Here is a 23,985-nt window from a genome sequence, read left to right as displayed (position 1 = left end):
ACAGTATTTGTCAAAAACGGTAAAATAGTAAGGTAAGAAGAAAGTTAGAAAGGCAAGAAGATGTCAACTTTAGATAAAAATCTTTTGCTAGAAATGTTCCGCAAGATGGAAGAAATCCGTCGCATGGACTTAAAAATTGCGCAATTAGTAAAGAAAGGGAAAGTGCCAGGAATGACGCACTTTTCTGTTGGAGAGGAAGCCGCTAACGTGGGTGCAATGCTGGCTCTCAACCCAGACGATTTGATCACATCAAACCACCGTGGTCACGGACAAGCTATTGCCAAAGGAATTGACCTCAACGGAATGATGGCTGAAATTCTTGGAAAATACACTGGAACCTGTAAAGGTAAAGGTGGTTCTATGCATATTGCTGACCTTGATGCTGGTAACCTTGGTGCCAATGGTATCGTAGGTGGTGGTATGGGAATCGCTGTTGGTGCAGCCCTCAGTCAGCAAATGCAAAATACTGGAAAAATTGTAGTCTGCTTCTTTGGAGATGGTGCGACCAACGAAGGTGTTTTCCACGAAGCAGTAAATATGGCCTCTATCTGGAAACTCCCTGTCATTTTCTACTGCATTAACAACGGTTATGGAATCTCAGCGGATATCAAGAAAATGACCAATGTAGAGCATATCCATCAACGTAGCGCTGCATATGGAATTCCTGGAATGTTCATCGAAGACGGTAACAATGTCATCGACGTCTATGAAGGATTTAAGAAAGCTGTAGACCATGTTCGTGGTGGCAATGGACCAGTCTTGATTGAAAGTGTCACTTATCGTTGGCTTGGTCACTCATCATCTGACCCTGGTAAATATCGTACGCGTGAAGAAGTGGAATTGTGGAAACAAAAAGACCCGATCGAAAACCTCCGCAAGTACCTCATTGAAAACACTATTGCAAGTGCCGAAGAATTGGAAGAAATCCAAGCGCAAGTCAAGGAAGCAGTAGAAGCTTCTGTTAAATTTGCAGAGGAAAGTCCATTCCCACCACTTGAATCAGCATTTGAAGATATTTACGCAGACTAAGGAGAAAGAGATAAAATGGAAACAAAAACAATGTCCTTCCGTGACACCATTATCCTTGCTATGTCTGAGGAAATGCGTCGCGATGAAAATGTATTCTTGATGGGAGAAGATGTCGGTGTCTTTGGAGGAGACTTCGGTACTTCTGTTGGAATGCTTGAAGAATTTGGTCCAGAACGCGTTCGTGACTGTCCGATTTCTGAAGCTGCCATTTCAGGAGCAGCAGCAGGAGCAGCCATGACAGGACTTCGTCCAATCGTTGATATGACCTTCATGGACTTCTCGGTTATTGCCATGGACAATATCGTCAACCAAGCAGCTAAAACACGTTACATGTTTGGTGGTAAAGGTCAGGTTCCAATGACTGTTCGTTGTGCAGCTGGTAACGGAGTTGGCTCTGCCGCCCAGCACTCGCAATCACTAGAGTCTTGGTTTACTCACATTCCAGGACTTAAGGTTGTGGCTCCAGGTACACCTGCTGACATGAAAGGACTGCTCAAGTCTTCTATCCGTGATAACAACCCAGTTATTATTCTTGAGTACAAGTCAGAATTTAACCAAAAAGGGGAAGTACCAGTTGATCCAGACTACACGATTCCACTTGGAGTTGGGGAAATCAAACGTGAAGGGACAGATGTAACAGTTGTTACTTATGGAAAAATGCTTCGCCGTGTGGTTCAAGCTGCTGAAGAATTAGCAGAAGAAGGCATTTCAGTTGAAATTGTGGACCCACGTACCCTTGTTCCACTTGATAAGGATATCATCATTAACTCAGTGAAGAAGACTGGTAAGGTCGTTCTAGTCAACGATGCCCACAAAACAAGTGGCTATATCGGCGAAATTTCAGCTATTATTTCAGAATCAGAAGCATTTGACTATCTAGATGCACCAATCCGCCGCTGTGCAGGAGAAGATGTTCCAATGCCTTACGCGCAAAACCTAGAAAATGCAATGATTCCAACAGTTGAAAGCATCAAAGATGCAATCCGTAAGACTTATAACAAAGAGTAGTATTACATAAGATAAGTTATGTAAAGTCAATGTTATCTTTCGCAAGAAAAGTTGATTCGATAATATTCGACGAATGAATTAGTAAGTCTACTAGGTTGACCGCTTAATAGCGACAACAGTAGCAACTTGAGATACATGTTGTATCCAAGTTGCTTGTAGAGTTGAACACGGGCTAAAAGCTCGGAAAAAAGATAAATCCCCTTGGCTTCATCGAAGCCATCGTCGATTTCCTATTTTTCAGTCGCTTTTAAACGCCCTTAGTATCATTTAATTGAATTCGGACGGAGGTCTGCGAAAAAAAGATAGATTTCCTTGTGTTCATCGAACACATCGTCAATCTCCTATTTTTTCATTGCCCTCTTCGTCCTTAATATCTTAGTATAGAATTGGAGAGGTCATGGCTGATGACAAGCTAAGAGCGACTCCTGCGGCTAGAAAGTTAGCGGATGATTTAGGGATCAACCTCTACGACGTTCCTGGCTCAGGTGCAAACGGTCGTGTCCACAAAGAAGACGTGGAAACTTATAAAGACACAAACGTGGTTCGCATTTCGCCACTTGCAAAACGAATTGCCCTCGAACATAACATTGCTTGGCAGGAAATCCAAGGAACTGGTCATCGTGGTAAAATCATGAAGAAGGATGTTTTGGCCTTGCTTCCTGAAAATATTGAAAATGATACCATCAAGTCTCCTGCTCAGATTGAAAAAGTGGAAGAAGTTCCTGATAACGTAACACCATACGGTGAAATTGAACGTATTCCAATGACACCAATGCGTAAGGTTATTGCCCAACGTATGGTTGAATCTTACCTAACTGCGCCAACCTTCACGCTCAACTATGAAGTTGATATGACTGAAATGTTGGCTCTTCGTAAGAAGGTGCTTGAACCAATCATGGAAGCAACTGGGAAGAAGACTACTGTAACAGACCTTCTTTCACTTGCAGTTGTTAAGACTCTTATGAAACACCCATACATCAACGCTTCATTGACAGAAGATGGCAAGACCATTATCACTCACAACTATGTCAATCTTGCCATGGCAGTTGGGATGGATAATGGATTGATGACACCTGTTGTGTACAATGCGGAGGAGATGAGTCTTTCAGAACTGGTTGTAGCCTTCAAGGATGTGATTGGCCGTACCTTGGATGGCAAATTGGCTCCAAGTGAACTTCAAAATTCAACATTCACAATCAGTAACTTGGGAATGTTTGGCGTTCAGTCCTTTGGTCCTATCATTAACCAACCAAACTCAGCTATCCTTGGTGTCAGTTCGACAATTGAGAAGCCAGTTGTCGTCAATGGTGAAATTGAGATTCGCCCTATCATGAGCCTAGGATTAACCATCGACCACCGTGTCGTAGATGGTATGGCTGGTGCTAAGTTTATGAAGGACTTGAAAGAATTGATTGAAAATCCAATCTCAATGTTGATTTAAGAGCAAGAGTATTCATTTTTAAGATATAGATAAAGGAAGGAAGACATGGCCTTAGAAGTAATTATGCCAAAAGCCGGCGTGGATATGACAGAAGGACAAATCGTCCAATGGAATAAAAAAGTCGGAGAATTTGTAAAAGAAGGAGAAATCCTTTTGGAAATCATGACTGATAAAGTCAGCATGGAATTGGAAGCCGAAGAAGACGGTTACTTGATTGCTATCCTCAAAGGAGATGGTGAAACTGTCCCTGTAACGGAAGTTATCGGTTACCTTGGCGAAGAAGGGGAAAATATCCCAACAGCTGGAGCCGTAGCGCCAGAAGCTAGCCCAACACCTGCAGCTAGTGCCTCAAACGACGATGGTAAGAGCGATGATGCCTTTGATATCGTTGTGATTGGTGGAGGTCCTGCTGGATATGTGGCAGCCATTAAAGCAGCTCAACTCGGTGGTAAGGTTGCCCTTGTTGAGAAATCAGAACTCGGTGGAACCTGCTTGAACCGTGGTTGTATTCCAACCAAGACCTACCTTCATAATGCTGAAATCATCGAGAATATCGGTCATGCCGCAAACCGTGGTATCGTAATCGAAAATCCAAACTTCACTGTAGATATGGATAAACTCCTTGAAACCAAGTCTAAGGTTGTTAATACCTTGGTAGGTGGGGTTGCAGGTCTTCTTCGTAGTTATGGAGTTACTGTACATAAAGGTATTGGTACTATTACTAAAGACAAGAATGTCTTGGTAAATGGTTCTGAATTGCTTGAAACCAAGAAAATCATCCTTGCTGGTGGTTCAAAAGTCAGCAAAATCAACGTTCCTGGTATGGAATCTCCACTTGTCATGACTAGTGATGACATTCTTGAAATGAATGAAGTGCCAGAAAGCCTTGTTATCATCGGTGGTGGTGTTGTCGGTATCGAACTTGGTCAGGCCTTCATGACATTTGGTTCAAAAGTAACTGTTATCGAAATGATGGACCGTATCGTGCCAGCTATGGATGCAGAAGTGTCTAAGAACCTTCGCTTGATCCTTGAGCGTAAAGGAATGACCATCTTGACTGGTACTAAACTGCAAGAAATCATCGAGGAAAATGGTCAACTTCGTATCAAGGTTGAAGGAAAAGACGATATCATCGTAAATAAAGCTCTTCTTTCAATCGGTCGTGTTCCAGACCTTGAAGGTATTGGTGATGTTGAGTTTGAATTGGATCGTGGACGTATCAAGGTCAACGAATACATGGAAACTTCTGTTCCAGGTATCTATGCACCAGGTGATATCAACGGTACTAAGATGTTGGCTCACGCAGCCTTCCGTATGGGGGAAGTTGCTGCTGAAAATGCTCTTAAAGGAAATCATGCTGTTGCCAAGTTGAACTTGACTCCTGCAGCCATCTATACTCTTCCTGAAGTAGCAGCAGTAGGTTTGACAGAAGAACAAGCCCGTGAGAAATACGATGTTGCCATCGGTAAGTTCAACTTTGCTGCTAACGGTCGTGCTATTGCATCGGATGCTGCTCAAGGTTTCGTAAAAGTCATTGCAGATAAGAAATACGGAGAAATCCTTGGTGTTCATATTATCGGTCCTGCAGCTGCAGAATTGATTAACGAGGCATCAAGCATTATCGAAATGGAAATCACTGTTGAAGAAATGCTGAAGACTATCCACGGACACCCAACTTACTCTGAAGTGATGTACGAAGCATTTGCGGATGTTCTAGGAATGGCTATCCATTCACCTAAGAAAAAATAAAAGAAAGATAGATTAGACTGGAAAGGTGTTTTCCAGTCTCTATCGTATAAAGGGATATCATGAAATATATTATCAATCATTCAAACGACACTGCCTTTAATATTGCCTTGGAAGAATACGCCTTTAAACACCTTTTGGATGAGGATCAAATCTTCCTACTTTGGATTAACAAGCCATCTATCATTGTTGGTCGTCACCAGAATACCATCGAAGAAATCAACCGTGATTATGTTCGCGAAAATGGTATTGAGGTGGTCCGCCGTATCAGTGGTGGTGGAGCTGTTTACCACGATTTAAATAACCTCAACTACACGATCATTTCAAAAGAAGATGAAAACAAGGCTTTTGACTTCAAGAGCTTCTCAACTCCAGTTATCAATACCCTGGCTCAACTTGGGGTTAAAGCTGAGTTCACAGGTCGTAATGACCTTGAGATTGATGGTAAGAAATTCTGTGGCAATGCACAAGCCTATATCAATGGCCGTATCATGCACCACGGTTGCTTGCTCTTTGACGTTGATTTGTCAGTCCTCGCAAATGCCCTCAAGGTTTCAAAGGACAAATTTGAATCAAAAGGTGTGAAATCCGTCCGTGCCCGTGTCACCAATATTGTCAATGAATTACCAGAAAGAATCACAGTCGAAGAATTCCGTGACTTACTCTTGGAATACATGAAAAAAGAGTATCCAGAGATGACAGAATACGTTTTTTCTGAGGAAGAATTGGCTGAAATCAATCGCATCAAGGATACCAAGTTCGGTACTTGGGACTGGAACTATGGTAAGTCACCTGAGTTTAACGTCCGTCGTGGAACAAAATTCACCAGTGGTAAAGTGGAAGTCTTTGCTAATGTTCTCGAATCAAAAATCCAAGACATCAAGATTTATGGTGACTTCTTTGGTATTGAAGACGTTGCTGCAGTAGAAGATATCCTTCGTGGGGTGAAATACGAACGCGAAGATGTCCTTAAGGCGCTAGAAACCATTGATATCACACGCTACTTCGCTGGTATTAGCCGTGAAGAAATCGCTGAGGCGGTAGTTGGATAAATCAAAAAGAAGTTGGTTGTAGGACCAGCTTCTTTTTTTTGATATTTATTTACATAATTTAAAGTACGTAAAATTATAAACTATCTAGAGCATTTTTTTGTTCATCGTTGACGATATGGGTATAGAGGTCAGTGACTTGTGTACTGGCATGTCCTAGCTGATGACTGACCAAAACTTGCGATTTAGTGGCATCATAGAGCCTGGTTGCTAGCGTATGGCGTAGTTTATGGGGTGTTACACGGACTTTGAAGTCCTCAGAGTACTTAGCAACCATTTTCTCAACGCTGGAAGCATCGATACGATTAGGAACACCTCTGTAGAGAGTCAAAAAAAGGGCTGTATCTGTTTTTTCTGTCTTATAGCGTTGATTTCGAATAGCAAGATAATTCTCTAAATAAGGCTTAGCAAAAGCAGCGACATTGACCGAGTCACGTTTGCCACCTTTTCGAGTGACATCGATAACCATCATTTTGAGATTGAGATCCCTTAGATCCAGATTAACAGCTTCAGATAAACGGACACCAGAAGCCAAGAGAAGGGCAATAATAGCCAAATCACGTTCTTTATTTTTGTTGAATGATGAGAGAGCGCGATTTGAAAGTTGTTGTGGGTACTCTTGGTCGATATAAGTTAGAAAACCTTCTGTTTCATCACCTAGAAAGAGTTTTTGCTTGATGTTTTCAGCTCTGGCAGCAAGTGTTTCTTTCTTTTTCTTGGTTGAAACTTTCTTCATTACATTACGATAGAAATAAGGTTCCCCTTGATCGTTTTCAACCTCCTCGGTCAGATACTTGTAAAGACTAGAAAGTGCTGACAAAGTCCGATTGATAGTTGTCTGTGAAACACCTTGCTTTGTTGTATTAGCATTCAGCAAAGGACGTTCACGTAGGTAAAGGATAAAGGATTCCATGTCTTTCTTAGACATATTTTCCAAGACAGATAAAGAAATATCAGATATTTTATCGGCGTTTGAGATACCAGACTCTAAAACCCAGCTGAAAAATCGATCGTATTCCTTGAGGTATTCGTACAAGGTTGTAAAACTGTAAGGAACAGCAAGCTTAGATTGGTAGTATTCCAGAACATACCAGGGCATGATTTGTTTTAGTTTGTCGATTCGTTCCAGTAAAATCTCACGTTTCATGTATTTTCTCCATAAATAAGTCTACTAGTAGTATAGCATAGACTCATATATTTTTCAAGAAAATTATAGTTTTTCGGAAAGATGTTATAGAATTTTTAAAAAAGACTTAAATCTGTGTAAAACAGATCTAAATCTTTGAAGTCATTATTGTGAATCATTATTTAGTGCTTTTTCTAGTTTTCAAATACTAAACCAGAATGAAATAGTCAACAGAATAAAGAAAATAATAAAGAACTCAACCACTAAGCTTCTGTTCATTCTACATAACTGAAGAGGTATAAAAGGAGCTATGAGATACAAAATGCATTGTATAATTGCTATCGTTTTCTTTTTCATGATTTTAATCTTACTGTAAAGATTTGATACAGTAAACTCCTTTCTAGCTTTATGCTTTATCATTTTTAACTTGATTATAGTCTTATTTTTATCCAAGTTCAATTATTTGTATGTGTAATGTCTTATCTGTAAAAAATAACCGATCTCATTGCTGAGAATCGGTTTTCTAATATATTTAATTAAGAAATTTATTTTTACATAACATAAATTATGTAAAACCCTACAACAACAAATCTTTGACTTTCCCAATTTCACTTTTTGGAATAACTAGGTGAATCATATCTCCGAGATACATTCTGGTTGAGCCGTTAACTGTTTGGTTCTTGCCATTATGGACTTGGGTGGTGATGAGTACGTTATGTGGCAAGTTGAGTTCGTGTACTTGTTTTCCTGCTATTTTATCTGAAACAGGGATTTCAATGAGAGTGACTTCACCTTCATCTGTCGCTTCTTCTGGCAGCATTTTTTCCAACATAGCCTCATATACTGGTGCACCCTTTAGTAGATCCATGATGATGTAGGCGACCAAGGTTACTAATCCAAGTGGCATGAGGTTGCGAATATCTCCTACCATCTCAGTTACGAGTATCATAGCAGTTAAGGGAGCCTTAGATATTGCTCCAAAATAGCCACTCATTCCTAGAATGACAAATATAGGGAATTGCTCCTGACTGACAAGTCCAAGATTGACACAAATAACACCAACTAGAGCTCCAAGCAAGGAGCCAAGCGCCAAAATTGGTAGGAAAATACCTCCTGGAAGGCCACTTCCATAACTAATCATGCTCCAAACAAAGCGAATCAAAAAGTAAGCTAATAGAACTTGGAAACTAAAATCTTGCTCAGTTAAGGAAAGAACCAGCTGATTTCCACCACCAAGGATTTGGGGTAAGAAGATGCCGACTGGTATGATGAGAATAAAGGCAAGAATTGGATAATAAGCTCTATCCAAACGGATTTTTTGACCAAGCCAATCATAAACTCTTCCGACGTTTAATACAGCTTTCTCATAGACAAAACCGGAAAGTCCTAGAAAAATTCCCATAAGGAGATATATCCAATACTGGTCTAGGGTCATGAGAGGGATATTATCTGGCATATCCAGTACGGGCGTTAGACCAAATATGAGCAGAGAAATAAAGTTTGCTACGAGACTAGCTGCGAGAGTAGACACCCAGAAAAAGCGTGAAAAATGGTGATAGACTTCTTCTACAACAAAGAGAAGTCCTGCTATGGGAGCATTAAATGCAGCGGCTAATCCCGCTGCAGCTCCACTCGCAATCAAGGAGCGTTCCTCTACTGGACTGGATTTGAGCCATTTGGCAATTCCTTTACCACCGACCGCTCCAAGTTGGATACTAGGCCCTTCACGCCCCAGCATGAGGCCACTTGCGATTGCAAGAATACCTAGAATATATTTTTTCCAAAGAACTCCCCACCAATTGAGAGTCATCAATCCCTTTAATTCGGCTTCGACTTGAGGAATTCCTGAGCCTTTGATATCTTTTTCTGATCGAGTTAATTTTGCACTGAGCCAACAAACTATTAAATAAAATAGACCAATGATAAAAAGATTGCGCACTAGGTGCGCTTGATCTTGATAAAGTCCTTGTATCAGGTGGAAACCTTTTTCGATTAAGAAACGAAAGGATCCAACGATAATTCCAACAACGAGACCAACAATGATTCCTCGTCCAACTTGGGATAATATGGTACTCGAGGCAAAGGCAAATTCTTTCTTGGAACTGAGTGTTTCTGACTGTTCCTCCATAATCATTCCTTCTAATTTAACTTTCTTTTTCTCCTAAAACCAGTGATTTAACGGGTTCAAAGCTGGTTCGGTGAATTGGGGTAACTCCTAGTTTTGTGAGGCCTTCCAGGTGTTTAGCAGTTCCATATCCTGCATTAGCAGCGAAATCATAGCCGGGAAATTGCTGGTCGAATTCCTTCATCAATTCATCACGTGTCACCTTGGCTACTATAGAAGCTGCTGCAATTGAAAGGGAATTGGCATCCCCTTTGATGATAGATGTTTGTGAAATTGGCAAATCCAGTTTCATGGCATCTATCAAAAGGTGCTCAGGTTGCGGACTGAGCTGGGAGATTGCTTCCTTCATAGCTAGTTTGGTTGCTTCATAGATATTGACTTGGTCGATGACCTGATTATCCATGATACCAATCCCGATTGACAAGGCTTGATCCTGAACGGCTTGGAAAATCTCCAGATGTTTCTTTTTAGGAATTTTCTTGCTGTCGTTGAGACCTTTAATCTTACAATTTTGAGGTAAAATAACAGCTGCAGCGACTACAGGCCCAGCCAGAGGACCACGACCAACCTCATCAACACCAGCAATTAAGGTCAATCCTTGCTTGTAAAGTTCTTTTTCATAGGAAAGCATGGATTCCAAACGAAGATCCTCCTCCAATTCTGCCTGAATGGCTTTTTTACGCTTGCTGATTTCCTTTTGAACTCCAGAGCGATTATCCTTTTCAAGCTCTAAAAAAATAGGACTATCAAGGTCCTTGACAGTAGCAAGGAGTTCTTTGATTTCTTTAATCGTCGCCATCTAGGTCTTCCAATGTATCTAAGGTATAGTTACCGAGTTTGCCGTCGCGGACTTCCTTCACGAAGAGACTGTAAAAGCGGTCATAGTCATCACGGAAACCGAGAGCACGGGTCATGTCCATAATAATAACAGGCGCTTCTTCCTCAATTTTCATTTGTTTGAAGCGTTCAGCCAGCTTTTCTGGATAATGTTCTTTGAAATAATTGAGGCCAAAAATAGTTACCTCATCCATAGGAAGCAACTGGTCTTTGATAGCTCCAGTCAAGGCCAACTTAAGAGCTACAGTTTCATCCTCAAACTTAGGCCAGAGAATCCCCGGTGTATCCAAAATTTCCAGGTCTTTATTGGTTTTGAGCCATTGTTGTCCCTTGGTAACACCTGGTTTGTTTCCTACAACAGCAATTTTCTTACCAGCCAAACGGTTCATAAGAGTTGATTTACCAGCATTTGGAATCCCGATAATCATAGTACGCAAGGTTTCAATTTTAATCCCACGTTCTCTCTGGCGAGCAATCTTATCCGCCATGAGCTTTTTGGCCGCATCTGTTACAACTTTTACAGTCACTTGCTCTTTGGAGTTGATAGCTAGCGTCTGAATTCCTTGTGATTCAAAATACTGGCGCCATTCCTTTGTCATTGCTGGGTCAGCCAAGTCAGCCTTATTTAAAATCAAGAGTTTTGGTTTGTCACCAACAATTTTGGTCAACATAGGATTTTGACTAGATAGAGGTAAGCGTGCATCCACCAAAATCGTCACAAAATCAACAAATTTTAAATTTTCCTGAACCTGTCGACGAGCTTTAGACATGTGACCAGGAAACCATTGAATAGTAGCCATAATATATCTCCTTCGGATTGAAAAAACTGTAAAAACGTTTTCTTTCTTATCCTCTATTCTATCATAAATTAGTCTTTTTTGCATAAGCTTTTGTTTGTAATAGCTACTTTTTAAAGGAAGACTGATTTCAACCCCACTTAATTTATATATTAACCTTATATAAAATTCCATGTCTTATATATTTAGTTTTAGATGAGTATTCGAGATAAAAATGGGACTATACAATTTGTCAAAATGCCTTCTATCCAGCTTTCCTGTGCTGAGGAGAGATGTTCTGCCTGGAGACTTTCTTTTAGAAAATCTCGAACTTGTTCTGGTGCGATTTCAAACTCAAAGGCTTTCATTTTATAGAGAAAATCAATAAGATGATCTGACAGATATTCGGTTGAAAAGGGAACTTCTCCACTTTTTCGATATTCTAATAAGAGCCGAGCAAATCGAGTTTTTTCTTCAGGAAGCTCACGAAAATAGGAATTGAGGAGCCAGGTCTGCTTCTGCTTTCTTTCAATTGGATCTTGACTAGCAATTCGTTGGTCTTTTTCCAGCTCTTTTTGGTATTGCTTGGCCTTGACAGCCCGTTCTGTCCTATTTTTACCAAAAAGAATTTTTTCCCACTTGCGTTCTTCTTGGGTTAGGGTTTCTGTAAAGCCAAAGTAATCCTGATAAGCACGCTCCGCTGGGCCCATGGCTAGAACCAGATTGTCTGCATATTGTTTGGCGATTTTATCCCTCTTCTTGCGCTCTTTCTCTGCCTGGATACGGAGTTCTTGTTCGTAGTCAATTTTCTCCTTACCTAGCTTGACAAGGTAGAGTTGGTCATCTGGTTTTCCAAGTAAAAAGGGTTTGATACACTTTTCAAGGACTTCTTCCATCCGAGCCTTCTTCTTAGGCTCTGCCTTGGTCCAACTTCCTCCTTGAAAGACTTCTAGGAAGAGCTGGTAGTCTTTCTCAGGTGAGAACTGATTGCCACGATTAGCTTTAAAAACACCTTTTTCCCAGAGCCACTTTAGAAGACGCTCGTCAAAGTCACTTTTATTGACCTTGATTTTTTCCTTTTTCTGGGCTTTTCTGGTCAGATTTTCAACCTTTCTGAGCAGTTTTTCCTCCTCTTCCAGTTGCTGGTCAAGGGTCAATCGATGAAAGTGTCTGACGCAGTCGCTGCCTATAGGAAATAGTCGTTGACCAGTCACTCCGTTAAAGAGTTCGTAGGCGTATTTGATAGCATTTCCACAGACACAATTGCTACGGCCGATACCGTTAAAAATCAAGGAAACTTCATTCCATTCCTTGGTAGCTTGTTCCCAAGTATTAGCTTTTGAAGCCTGTAAAACCGCATCGTGCAGGGATTTTCTAACTGGAAGTGTCATGAGGTCTCCTTTCTAGATTATACTTTTACAACTTGAACCTCGTCTTTACCGAGTAAAATCAAGTATTTTTCAATATTTTCAATCGAATAGGCTCGAGATAAAGCCTCTCCGTATAGGGCTAATTGCACACGATAACGGTCTATGAGTTGACTTGGATCATCATAGCGGTCTGTCTTATAGTCAAACATAACAATTTTGTCTTCGTAAAGGAGATAGCCATCAAGGATACCACGGACAACGAAGTCTTCCTGACTCTTTTGATCTCGTTTGAGCATGGAGAAAGGTTGCTCACGGTAGAGATGGTTGGTATTAGCAAGAATTTCCTGACCGAGTGCTGTGTCAAAGAAAGCAAGAATTTTAGCAAGATTAATCTTTTCTCTGACAGCTGGGCTGGTTTGAACTTGTTTGAGAGTTTCTGTCAGGCTAGTAAGTGTTGGTCTCTGACTGAGGTCCATTCTCTGCATGAGTTCGTGGGTAGCACTACCAATCTCAGCTCCTGTTATCTTTTCTCTGCTTGAAAAATCTGGCAAATCAAAGCTGATTTTCTTGTCTACTGACTGGCCTTGACCTGCAATCTCGACACCTTCCATATCCATAACTGGTTCGTAAAATTTCTTGATTTGACTTGGGGTTTGAACACTTGGCAATTCAATAGCTGCGCGGTGAAGAGTATTATAGATTTCCACCTCTTTCAGCATTTCGAGAGCTTCCTTAATGGTTTCTGACTGACGATTATCTGCTTGAGAGCTAGCTTGGAGAGGGCTCTTGTTTTCCAATTCTCCTATATCTTCTCTAGTCAACTGGTCTTCGCCAACAAAGCGATAGCTAAAACTGAGATTATCCTTGGCAAATACTTTACTGATAGTCCAAATCCAATCTTGGAAATTCCTTGCTTGCAGTCTAGTAGAGCTATTTAGTTTTCCATTCTTAGCTGCTGGGTATTCCTTGGCTTCCAACTTTTCGCGAGAACCCTTGCCGACAAGGTAGAGCTTTTTCTCAGCTCGAGTCATAGCAACATACAGTAGACGCATTTGCTCAGAATAGCTTGCCAGCTGTAATTCTTCTTCGTTCTGTCTATAGGTCAGACTAGGAATGGAGAGTTTGATGGTTTTAGGATAGTGATCTTCCACTGCTCCTGTCTCCATTTTGGCAATATATTTGACACCAAGACCATTCTGACGACTGAGAATGACTTCTGACATGCTGTCTTGCTTGTTAAAATCCTGATCCATATTGAGGATAAAGACGTAAGGAAACTCCAGCCCTTTACTCTTGTGGATGGTCATAAGCTCTACTGCATCTTTTGGCGGTGCGACGGCTACGCTTGCCAAATCGTGCTGGGCTTCTAAGACTTGGTCAATCATACGAATAAAACGCGACAAGCCCTTGAAATTACTCTTTTCAAACTGGTCAGCTCGCAGTGCTAGGGCATAGAGATTGGCCTGTCTAGCAGGACCATTTGGCAAAGCCCCAACATAATCGTAGTAAAAACGGTCGTTATAAATCTTCCAAATCAAGTCATAGAGGGAGTGGGTTTTGGCATACAAACGCCAAGAAGCCAAGATATCCATGAATTGCTTTAGTTTTTCAGCTAACTCTGTATGAATCAAGCCTTTTTGACTACTTGCCAGTTTTTGTGCATTGACTAGTTTCTCATAGAGATTTTCTTGGACTTTATCCTCTGTTTTCTGAAGGGAAAAACGTGCTAACTCGTCCTCATCAAAACCAAACATTGGAGACTTCATAAGGGCAACCAAGGCATAGTCTTGAAGAGGATTGTGAATGACACGAAGGGTGTCTAGCATGACTTGCACTTCTAGGGATTGGAGATAATTGTTTTGCTCTCCGTCAGTTTTGACAGGGATCCCATACTCAGACAGGGCGAGGAGAATCTGGTCATTACGACTGCGACTGGAGGTTAGAAGGGCAATTTCCTTAAAGGCAACACCTTTTTCCTGATGAAGTTTAAGGATTTCCTTAATGACCAGGCGCATTTCACCAGTCAGTTTAGTGTCAGCTTGGTCCTCTTCTTCCTCACCTGTGTCGTCCTTGTCGTAGAGGAGAAATTCTGCCTTGTTGTCTGGATTGGGAGTCAGTTTGGTATTGGCAAAAACAAGCTGGTGCATGTTATCATAGTTGATTTCGCCGACCTCTTGGTCCATGAGACGTTCAAAGACATCATTGGTTGCTGACAGCACTTCTGAACTACTACGGAAATTTTCTTTAAGCAAAATCAGCTTGCCTTCGTGTGGATTTTGCGCATAGCGTTGGAACTTTTCATTGAAAATCTGGGGATCTGCCTGACGGAAACGATAGATAGATTGCTTGATATCTCCCACCATAAAGCGATTGTGACCATTAGACAGCAATTCCAACATCCGTTCTTGAATGTGGTTGGTATCCTGATACTCATCGACCATAACTTCATGGAAGCGCTCCTGATAAGCCTCACGAACTTGCGGGAAATTCTCTAAAATCTCAATGGTGTAATGGCTGATATCAGCGAATTCAAAGGCGTTTTCCTGACGCTTACGCTGATGATAAGCTTCCACAAAATCGCTCATGAAGGTTTGGAAAGTCTTAGCTAGTTCCCAGGTGTCTTCATGATAACGTTCTTGATAGTCGAGAATGGTTATCTGGTCTGACAGTTGTCCTAGTTTAGCAAACTGGATCTTTCTCTCTTCATTGTAGGCATCGGCCAGTGGCTTCAAATCAGCCTTACGGCTGGCATTGGTCAGAGCTCGACCATTTTTCTCTTTCGAAATTGCGACAACACGCGCAAGCACCGTTTGATAAGCCTGACTATCGGACTCTTGATTTAAGGAGCCAATTTCATCCAGAATCAACTGAACATTTTCTAAATAAGCTGCCTTGGGAAACTCCTTGGCATCATTATCCAGATGGTAACGGAAAAAGCTTTCCAAATTCCAAAGGGCTTGCTGGATTTTCTCAGTCAGTTTTTCTTTTTCACTGGTAAAATCAGCTTTCTCAAAGCCTTTGAGGAAAGATTCACTTAACCATTTCTGAGGATTGCTGGTGGATTGGAGAAAGTCATAGATTTTATAGACTTGCTGGCGCAGCCCCCGTTCATCCTTGCCACGCCCTGCAAAGTTTTTCAGCAAATGACTAAAGTTCTCTTTCTGTTTGCCTTGGTAATGGGATTCAAAGACCTCATGAAAGACTTCATTTTTTAGAAGGAGTTGCTCGCTTTGGTTTTGTAAAATACGGAAATTAGGCGCAATATCAATTAGATAGCCATGTTTACCAAGGAATTTTTGTGTAAAGGAGTCCATGGTTCCGATGGCAGCGTTGGGTAGGTCTGCCAACTGGCGACCCAAGTGTTGTTTGAGCTCGACATCATGCGTTTCTTGGATTTGTTGGCTGATTTTTTTCTCTAAACGTTCCTTAAGCTCTGTGGCAGCCTTGACAGTAAAGGTTGAGATAAAGAGTTGAGAAATTTCGACACCACGCGTCAATTGGTCCAGAATGCGCTCGGCCATGACAAAAGTCTTCCCAGAACCAGCCGACGCTGAAACGAGAATATTCTGATCAGAAGTGTAGATAGCTTCGATTTGCTCGGCAGTTTTCTTTTGTTCCTTGCTCGAATGCGCTTCTGCTTCTTGCAATTTTTGAATTTCTTCCTCAGTTAAAAAGGGAATAGGCTTCATCGATTCAACTCCTCTCTTATTTTTTCAAACCAAGCTTGCTTGAGTTTTTCTCCAACCAGACGCTTTCCGTCAGCCAAATTCAACTTTTCTAGGAAACGGGCTTGGCCCAAGTGGTAATTGGCTTCAAATCCAGCGATGGCTTGGTGTTGCTGAACATACGGTGCAATACTTCTGCCATTTTCAGTATAAGGGTTAATGGCGAACTGACCTTCTAAAATCTTCTCAGCTGCTTTCTTGTAAAGATGGGCATTGTAGTCCAGTAGGAGCTGGAATTCCTCATCCGTCAGCTGATTGGCCTTATTTTTATTGTAAAATTCACCCAAATGACTGCTTTCTTTTTCTAAAAAGAGGCCTTGGTATTTCATTGATTTGCTAGCTTCTACTACTGCACCTGCTAGACTTTTAACAGCCATCAGAGATTGGACAGGCTCAGCCATTTCCAAGTACATAGCGCCGAAAAAGTTTTGTTCCCCTTCTCTTTTTAAGGCAGCTAGATAGGTTGGCAACTGGGAATTGAGCCCATTAAAGAAATGAGGAAATTGAAACTGGGTCAGACTGGACTTGTAGTCTACTACTCCTATCGATCCATCCGCTTTCAAACGGTCAATGCGGTCAACCTTACCTCGTACAAAGACACTGCGTCCATTGTCTAATTGAATAAAGGCCTGCTCTTTTCCACCGAAATTCGCTTCCTCTTTGATGGTTTCGATAGCTGGATTGTGTCGGAGAATATGTCCAGTCGTCCGTGCAACATCAAGCAGAACTTCCTTGGTAAACTGGGCTTCCAAACTTTCCTGATAAATGGCTTCAAATTCGCGTTCTTGACTGGTTTCTTGAATAGCTTGTTCTAGACGTTGGTCAAAGGAATCTTCGTCAGGCAACTGCAAGGCGCGTTCAAAAATGCGGTGTAAGAAATTCCCATGACTACGAGCATCTGGACGCAGGCGCAATTCTTCCTGCAAGCCTAGAACATAACGGAGGAAATAACTGTATTGGTTACGGTAAAACTCCGTCAAACCAGAGGTAGACAGGTAAAATTCCTTGTCAGCTGGATAGAGAGCCTGTAAGGTATCCTTGGTCAACTGCTTACTGCTTGGACTGGTTGGGAGGGCTGGATTTTCCAAACCTTGCTGGTCTAGTTTTTTACCCATGACACGAGCTAGAACCTTAATAAATGTCAAATCTTGTTCAGTCTCACTCATCTCGCCCTGCTGGTGATAGGCAACCAGACTAGACAAAAGACTGTGATAGGACCCCATATCTTCCTTAGACAGCCCTTTGTGATTCATCCTCTTCTCTTTTCGACTAAATCCAAAATGGACCAACTCTTGAAGATAGGCAGACTCCTTGCTTTCACTTTCGTTAAAAAGGCTTGGAGCTGACAAGATTAACTCTTTACGAGCAGAATTAACCAAGGAAAGCATAGTATAGCGATTTTTCTTGAGATTTTCACTGCTGGCAATCAGCAATTGAACGCCTTCTTCGGTTGCTTGGTTTAAGTTTTGTCTTTCTTCGTCTGTCAAAAGACTGGTGTTTTGTGCGATTTTTGGTAAATGATCCTGAGTCAGACCAATAGCGTAAACAAAGTCAGCTGTCAAAGGCGCAATCAAATCGTAACTCTGCACCAGAACGGTGTCCACTGTTGCTGGAATGGTACGGTATTGAGATAGGCTCATTCCAGAATGGAGCAGGGCTAGGAAGTCTTCTAGACTAACCTGTGAACCAGCAAAAACGGTCGCAAATTGTTCTAAAACATGACAGAAAGCCTTCCAAACTTCGGCTTGTCTTTCCTGTTCTATAGCTTCCATAGTGGCTGTCAAATCTTGTAACTGCTTGGTCACAGCTCCTTCTTTTAGAAAAGAGTTCCACTTTTGCAAGAGATTTTCAGACTTCTGTTTTCGACTGGTAAAGAGAGTTTCAAGAGGTTCTAAAATTCTCAGGCGAAGAGCATTTAAACGTTCCAGATTAAATTTTCCATGGTGGGATTTGGTGAAGGTTTGCTGAAAGGCTGGCAAGCCATTGATACCAAGATAGCGGAGATATTGCTCAAAAGCATCAATATCAGCCTGACTAAGGTCTGTATACAAACCAGTTCTAAGAAGGTTTATCACATCCTCCTGACGGAAACGATAGCGTTTTAAAGCCAAGATAGACTCGACAAACTGAGCTAAAGGGTGATGCGCCATGGATTCGCTTCTACCAAGATAAAAAGGAATCTGATACTGGTCAAAAATGGTTTTCAGCGATAATTGATAAGAAGCTACATCCCCCAATAGAATACGAAAATGCTTGTAACTCAGGTCTGGATTTTCATGTAATTTCTGACGAATGCTACGTGCAACAAATTCCAACTCTTCTTTTTGAGTCAAGCAAGACCAGATTTGTAAGTTTTCACGGTCCTCATCATCTATATTCAATGTTAATTTTGAAAAGTCATAAGACGACTCCAGCATACGAGATGCCTTGTCAAAACTATCCATCTTCTCATGAGTTTGAGAACAGTCCAGAGCAGGCGTTTGGTATTTAGAGGCCAGATGATGGAGAAACTCCACACTGGCTTGGTAGAGATTGCCCTCACTAAAAGGACTAGTATAAGCTTTTTTACTAGCATAAACCCCAATGACAATCTCAACTCCCTTGCCATGAAGTAAGTCCACAATCCGCTCTTCCTCGGCAGAAAAACGGGTAAATCCATCAATGACCAAGGCGATTTGACTAAAATCACTACTTACTTTGTCATTCTCAATAGCCTCAATCAAATGGGACAACTGACTTCCCTGAGCTAACATGCCTTGATTGAGATAGGCCGTTACTTTCTCAAAAATCAAGAGCAAGTCTGCTCGCTTGTCCTCATCCGTCAAACTCTCCAAGTCCAAAAAACTCATCTGAGCTTTGGTCATCTCGTGATACAGTTCAATCAACTGCTGAATAAATTGAGGATCCTGCTTAATCGCACCATAAACACGTAAATCCTTAGGATCAAGTTCGGCAAGGCATTTGTAAAAGGCCATCCCAAGACCGATGTCATCTAGACTGGTTTTGACAGGTAGGTCATTCAAGATCAGGTAACGAGCCATTTGAGCAAATCGCGTAACAGTAATCGCAAAAGAAGCCTGCTGGGACAAGCATTCCAGCACGGCGCGTTCCTTTTCAAAAGAAAGAGAGTTGGGGGCGATGTAGAAGACCCGCTTGCCAGCAGCAACTAGCTCCTCCGCCTCTCTTGTTAGAATTTCAGTCAAAGAAGTCCGAATATCAGTATAAAGTAATTTCATCTCAGCCTCGTTGGAATTTTTCATTACCTTTTATTATACCATGATTAGCCCGAAGATTCCTCCTCCTTTCCTCCAAAATATGCTATAATAATACCAAAAGATAAAGAAGGAAGACCTATGATTAAACTACTAGCCTTGGATATGGACGGAACCCTCCTCAATGAAGCCAAGGAAATCCCACAAGCTCACATTACTGCTATTCACCAAGCTATTGAAAAAGGTGTCAAACTTGTTCTCTGTACAGGTCGCCCGCTTTTTGGTGTCCTCCCCTACTACAAAAAACTGGGGCTTGATCTCCAGAATGAGTATGTGATTGTTAACAACGGTTGCTCAACTCACCAGACCAGTGATTGGAGTCTGGTTGATTGGCAAGAACTCAGTCCAGATGACATTGAATACCTCTATGACCTAGCTGAAAAAAGTGATGTTCAGTTGACTCTTTTTGATGAGGAACATTATTTTGTCCTCGGTGGCAAGCCCAATCAAGTTATCCAAAATGATGCTAAACTAGTCTTTTCAGACCTGACTGAAATTTCTCTTGAGGAAGCGACTAGTGGCAAGTACCGTATGTTCCAAGGTATGTTTTTGGGGACAGAGAGCCAAACGGACGATTTTGAGAAGCGTTTTGCTGAGGAACTCTGCCAACGATTCAGTGGAGTTCGTTCGCAGCCTGTTATTTATGAAGCCATGCCACTTGGTACGACAAAGGCTACCGCTCTTTCTCGACTAGCAGCGATTTTGAAGATTGATTCCTCAGAAATCATGGCCATGGGCGATGCCAATAACGATATCGAAATGCTCCAGTTTGCAGGGCTTGGGATTGCAATGGGAAATGCCAGCGATTATGTCAAATCCCTAGCTGATGCCGTTACAGCAAGCAACGAAGAAGACGGCGTTGCGCGTGCCATTGAGAAATATATTTTATAATCAAGAAGCCCAGTTCGTGTCAACTGGGTTTTGATATTTAAGAATTCCTAAAACTTTAGAAACTCTTTAGAAATCCTTGAGCTTTCTTTGATTTCTATACTTTATACTAAAGTTAACAAAATAAATCAAAAGGAGAGAATCATGAAAACAGTACTCGACATTCATGGATTGTCCAAAAACTTTAACAAACAAGCTATTCTTCAGGATCTTCATCTAACGATAAGAGAGGGAGATATTTATGGACTTATCGGGAAGAACGGAGCTGGGAAGACCACCTTGATAAAAATCATTACGCAACTACTCTTTGCGGATAAAGGAACTATTTCTCTCTTCTCCAGCAAAACGGAAAATGAGTGGACCAAGGCTCTATCTCGAGTAGGTTCAGTGATAGAATCACCTGTAGCTCATAATCACTTAACAGCCTATCAAAATTTGAAATATTACTGTATGATTCGTCATATTCCAAATGCTGATCAAGTCATTCGAGAAACGCTGGACTATGTAGGTTTGGCAGATACAGGTAAAAAAGTCTTTCGTGATTTCTCGCTAGGAATGAAGCAAAGACTTGGTATCGCCATTGCCCTCCTATCCAAACCAGATTTCCTAATCTTAGATGAACCTATCAATGGTCTCGACCCAATCGGTATCAAAGAATTTCGTCTGATGATTCAACGGCTCAATCAAGAAAAAGGGATAACCATTCTCATTTCTAGCCATATCTTGTCAGAACTCTACCTCGTAGCTAATCGCTTTGGTATTTTAGATCAAGGAAAGATTATCCGTGAAATCAGCAAAGCTGAATTTGAAACACTAAGTGAGGATTATATTGTGCTTAAGACAGCTGACAAAGAGAAAGCTTGCCAAGTATTGAAAGAACAAATCCAGCTCCAGTTCAAGGTTGTTAATCCAGAAAATGAAATCCATATCTTTGGAAATGAACAAGATGTCAAACAGATTCTTAAGGACTTAACCTTGGCAGATATCGCTATTGACGAGATTTACTATGCCCGTCAAAACCTAGAAGAATACTTCACACAATTGGTCGAATAGGAGGAAAATCATGATACATACCATTCAAGCAGACTTTTACCGTCTTTTCCGTTCCAAAGGATTCTGGATTACAGAGTTCATTCTCTTTTCTCTCATGCTAATGGGCGCAAGTATTGGAGCTACTGGCCATCTGATGGCAATCCAGACAGAAGAGCCAGAAATTCCAACCCATGGCTGGGACGGTGTACAAGCCCTGATTAACGCATCTAGTCAAGGTTCAAACCTCGTTTTTCTCTGTATTATTCTAACTTGTCTAGTTCTCGGTGTTGATTTAATCGGAAAGCTCTATAAAAATAGTTTGACAGTAGGGGGTTCTCGTACAGAGTTTTTCTTTGCCAAAGCCTTTGTAGTAGCTTGTATTGCACTTTTGCAACTTATCATCAGCCTTGTGATTGCCTTTATTCCAGCAACTCTCTTAAATGGATTTGGAACCATGCCTGATGGCTTTATTGGCAATCTACTGATAACCATTTTCCTTCAATTTCTTTGCCTCCTTGCTTGGCTTTCCATTGTTTCCTTCATCCTCTATGTTAGTCATTCTTATCTTGCAGTATTTATTGGCTATTTGGTCAGCTCTATCTTACTTTCTATGCCAATGCTCATCTTCCCAAGTATCAAAATTTTGCCATATTTATCATTGCAGTTTTTCTATGCTATGACTGCTAATAGTGAATCCATTTTCTATACCCTTATAGTTACCTTAGCTGTTATTGTAATCTTTAATCTAAGTGGACTAGCAGTTTTCAAAAAGAAAAGTTTATAAAAAATGACCTCCTCTAGCCTACAGAGGAGGTTTATTCGTTAAAAATAAATGAAAACCGACAACCACTGCCCATCTGTGCTTAGTTTCATCTCTGAACCGAGAAGATGACATAATTCCTCAGTGATATAAAGACCTAAACCAGAGGATTCTTCGGTGTCTGATAGATTTTCAGAATAAAAACGGTTGCTGAGATTTTCTATTTTTTTGATGGGCTGTTTAACAAGGTTTGCAACCTCTAAGACAAGCTGTTCTTTTTCCTTTCTCAAAGATAGCCGCGCTTCTTCCTTGCCATGCTTGAGGACATTTCCGAGCAAATTTTGTAAAATTCGATCCAGCAAGTCTTCATCAGTCCTCATTTTTAAACCAGCTTCAACCTTAAAATCAAGCGTGATATTCGCCGCCTGAAAAACATCATAATAAGCCAGAGTCTTTTTGGTGATAAAAGCTGAAAGGTCTACTTCTTCAAGTTTTGGTTTGACAGTTCCTTCCATCAAACGACGATATTCTAGGAGAGCCTCCAAACGTTTGGAAACCAAATCAAGATGCTGGGCTACTTTTTGTAAGGTTTCTGCTTTGTCTTCAGGAGACTTTATCAATTGTTGGGTGTAGCCTGAAGCGATAGTCAAAGGTGTCCGAATATCATGGGCAATATTGCTGATGGCCATATCCAGAGTCTGCTTTTCCCTTTTCATCACCAAACGAGATTGTTCTACTTCCTGAAATAGATTCTCAATCTGCTGGTAGAGATGTAAAAAATGTTTGGAAAAAATGCTGACTCCGACTCTTTTCATACTACCCGTGAGAATCTTGTCTTCAATCTGTTGACTCAAGTTTTTAAGTGCTAGATGGTAGCGAATCAATGCAATCGATAAAATAATTAGGAGTACCAGTAGAACAAAAATTATCATGTAGGTCATTGCTTGTCTCCTTTTAATCTTACCCCAACGCCCCAGATGGTTTCAATATATTCTTGATTTGGGTCAAGCTGGTTTAATTTTTTACGAAGATTACTCAAATGCGTATTGAGAGTATTATCTCCAGGTAGGTAGCTCTCCTCCCAGACCAATTCATAAAGTTCTTCCTTGGTAAAAATTTTCTTAGGGTATTTAAGGAGAGTTTGGAGAATTAAGCATTCTTTCTTGGCAAGGCGAATCGTTTCCTGACTATTTTTGATTTCAAAACTTTCTGCATCAAACTGGATATTTTTCAAATTTTGTGGCAGATTTTCAGTTTTTCCTATTTCCATAGGCTGTTTTTCTGCACTTTGACGTAATTGAACAGTAACTCTGGCAAAGACTTCGTCCAAATCAAAAGGTTTGACTATGTAATCATTGGCACCGTCTAAGAGGTATTGACTGATTAACTTCTTATCACTCAAAGCCGTTAGCATAATGACTGGAATTTGACTTTGTTCCCTGATAGCTTTTAAAACCTGATCCCCATTTTTCCCAGGAAGCATGATATCTAGCAAAACGAGGTCAATCCCACCTTGGTCAAAACGCATGATTCCTTCTGTACCAGAAAAGGCTTGAATCACTTCATGCTCCTCAGTAAGAAGTGTTCGTAAAATCTCTTGAATGTCACTATTGTCTTCAATGACCAATATCCTAGCCATAAATACCAACCTTTCTGCAACTATTATAGCATGTTTTATTGATAAAGCTTAAACAGAAAAGCTCCTCGCATAAAAGCGCGAGAAAGCCTTAGAGGGTTAAAATATAAAATCCACTTGCTAGATGACCTAGTATCTTATAGTTGCTAATAAGAAGTTTGTCTA

Annotated in this window: 17 protein-coding genes; 8 read left to right on the top strand and 9 right to left on the bottom strand. The window is 41.0% G+C overall.

What is annotated here, in order from left to right; all coding sequences use genetic code 11:
* Positions 1-60: 60 nt before the first annotated feature.
* The 5 genes from D8849_RS00330 to D8849_RS00310 all read left to right on the top strand — a co-directional run bounded on the left by D8849_RS00330 (position 61) and on the right by D8849_RS00310 (position 6,276).
* Positions 61-1,029, top strand: a complete 969-nt coding sequence (locus D8849_RS00330) for a thiamine pyrophosphate-dependent dehydrogenase E1 component subunit alpha (protein ID WP_125385835.1) — start codon at positions 61-63, stop codon at positions 1,027-1,029.
* A 15-nt stretch (positions 1,030-1,044) separates the two neighbouring features.
* Entirely contained in the window at positions 1,045-2,037 is a 993-nt protein-coding gene (locus D8849_RS00325; protein ID WP_000448714.1) for an alpha-ketoacid dehydrogenase subunit beta, read from the top strand.
* A 397-nt stretch (positions 2,038-2,434) separates the two neighbouring features.
* Positions 2,435-3,478 carry a dihydrolipoamide acetyltransferase gene (locus D8849_RS00320; protein WP_125385834.1) on the top strand — a complete coding sequence of 348 codons (1,044 nt, stop codon included), beginning with the start codon at positions 2,435-2,437 and terminating at the stop codon, positions 3,476-3,478.
* A 45-nt stretch (positions 3,479-3,523) separates the two neighbouring features.
* Entirely contained in the window at positions 3,524-5,227 is a 1,704-nt protein-coding gene (lpdA, locus tag D8849_RS00315; protein WP_125385833.1) for a dihydrolipoyl dehydrogenase, read from the top strand.
* A gap of 59 nt (positions 5,228-5,286) precedes the next feature.
* Positions 5,287-6,276: a lipoate--protein ligase gene (locus D8849_RS00310; RefSeq protein ID WP_125385832.1), complete on the top strand. Its 990-nt coding sequence runs from the start codon at positions 5,287-5,289 to the stop codon at positions 6,274-6,276.
* A 73-nt stretch (positions 6,277-6,349) separates the two neighbouring features.
* Here D8849_RS00310 and xerS read toward each other — a convergent pair whose 3' ends face one another.
* The 7 genes from xerS to rexB form a co-directional block, all read right to left on the bottom strand.
* Positions 6,350-7,420 carry a tyrosine recombinase XerS gene (xerS, locus tag D8849_RS00305; RefSeq protein WP_125385831.1) on the bottom strand — a complete coding sequence of 357 codons (1,071 nt, stop codon included), beginning with the start codon at positions 7,418-7,420 and terminating at the stop codon, positions 6,350-6,352.
* 556 nt (positions 7,421-7,976) lie between these two features.
* Positions 7,977-9,527 (bottom strand): ClC family H(+)/Cl(-) exchange transporter, encoded by a 1,551-nt coding sequence (locus D8849_RS00295; protein WP_125385829.1) that lies wholly within the window; start codon positions 9,525-9,527, stop codon positions 7,977-7,979.
* 16 nt (positions 9,528-9,543) lie between these two features.
* A complete protein-coding gene (locus tag D8849_RS00290; RefSeq protein ID WP_125385828.1) occupies positions 9,544-10,323 on the bottom strand; it encodes a ribonuclease HII in 780 nt (259 codons plus the stop codon).
* Complete coding sequence (gene ylqF / locus D8849_RS00285; RefSeq protein WP_000201324.1) at positions 10,310-11,161, bottom strand: ribosome biogenesis GTPase YlqF; 852 nt, start codon at positions 11,159-11,161, stop codon at positions 10,310-10,312. Before ylqF ends, D8849_RS00290 begins: the two co-directional genes overlap by 14 nt.
* Before the next feature lie 188 nt (positions 11,162-11,349).
* Positions 11,350-12,528 carry a hypothetical protein gene (locus tag D8849_RS00280; RefSeq protein ID WP_125385827.1) on the bottom strand — a complete coding sequence of 393 codons (1,179 nt, stop codon included), beginning with the start codon at positions 12,526-12,528 and terminating at the stop codon, positions 11,350-11,352.
* Positions 12,529-12,545: 17 nt separating this feature from the next.
* Positions 12,546-16,196, bottom strand: a complete 3,651-nt coding sequence (gene addA / locus D8849_RS00275) for a helicase-exonuclease AddAB subunit AddA (protein WP_125385826.1) — start codon at positions 16,194-16,196, stop codon at positions 12,546-12,548.
* A complete protein-coding gene (rexB, locus tag D8849_RS00270; RefSeq protein ID WP_125386242.1) occupies positions 16,193-19,468 on the bottom strand; it encodes an ATP-dependent nuclease subunit B in 3,276 nt (1,091 codons plus the stop codon). The genes addA and rexB overlap by 4 nt, the downstream gene beginning before the upstream one ends.
* 117 nt (positions 19,469-19,585) lie before the next feature.
* Between rexB and D8849_RS00265 the strand changes: the two genes are divergently transcribed.
* From D8849_RS00265 to D8849_RS00255, 3 genes are all read left to right on the top strand, one after another.
* On the top strand, positions 19,586-20,395 hold the full coding sequence (locus tag D8849_RS00265; protein ID WP_125385825.1) for a Cof-type HAD-IIB family hydrolase: 810 nt from the start codon (positions 19,586-19,588) through the stop codon (positions 20,393-20,395).
* A 141-nt stretch (positions 20,396-20,536) separates the two neighbouring features.
* Positions 20,537-21,445, top strand: a complete 909-nt coding sequence (locus D8849_RS00260) for an ATP-binding cassette domain-containing protein (RefSeq protein ID WP_125385824.1) — start codon at positions 20,537-20,539, stop codon at positions 21,443-21,445.
* A gap of 10 nt (positions 21,446-21,455) precedes the next feature.
* Positions 21,456-22,208: an ABC-2 family transporter permease gene (locus tag D8849_RS00255; RefSeq protein ID WP_125385823.1), complete on the top strand. Its 753-nt coding sequence runs from the start codon at positions 21,456-21,458 to the stop codon at positions 22,206-22,208.
* A 38-nt stretch (positions 22,209-22,246) separates the two neighbouring features.
* Here D8849_RS00255 and D8849_RS00250 read toward each other — a convergent pair whose 3' ends face one another.
* Together D8849_RS00250 and D8849_RS00245 are read right to left on the bottom strand one after the other, a co-directional pair.
* Complete coding sequence (locus D8849_RS00250; protein ID WP_125385822.1) at positions 22,247-23,125, bottom strand: sensor histidine kinase; 879 nt, start codon at positions 23,123-23,125, stop codon at positions 22,247-22,249.
* Complete coding sequence (locus D8849_RS00245) at positions 23,122-23,823, bottom strand: response regulator transcription factor (RefSeq protein ID WP_125385821.1); 702 nt, start codon at positions 23,821-23,823, stop codon at positions 23,122-23,124. Before D8849_RS00245 ends, D8849_RS00250 begins: the two co-directional genes overlap by 4 nt.
* Positions 23,824-23,985 lie beyond the last annotated feature (162 nt).

Source organism: Streptococcus mitis (assembly GCF_003942765.1).
Taxonomy (GTDB): Bacteria; Bacillota; Bacilli; order Lactobacillales; family Streptococcaceae; genus Streptococcus; species Streptococcus mitis_BE.
The sequence above is the reverse complement of the archived record's forward strand: the minus strand, read 5'-3'. Positions and strand labels throughout refer to the sequence as shown.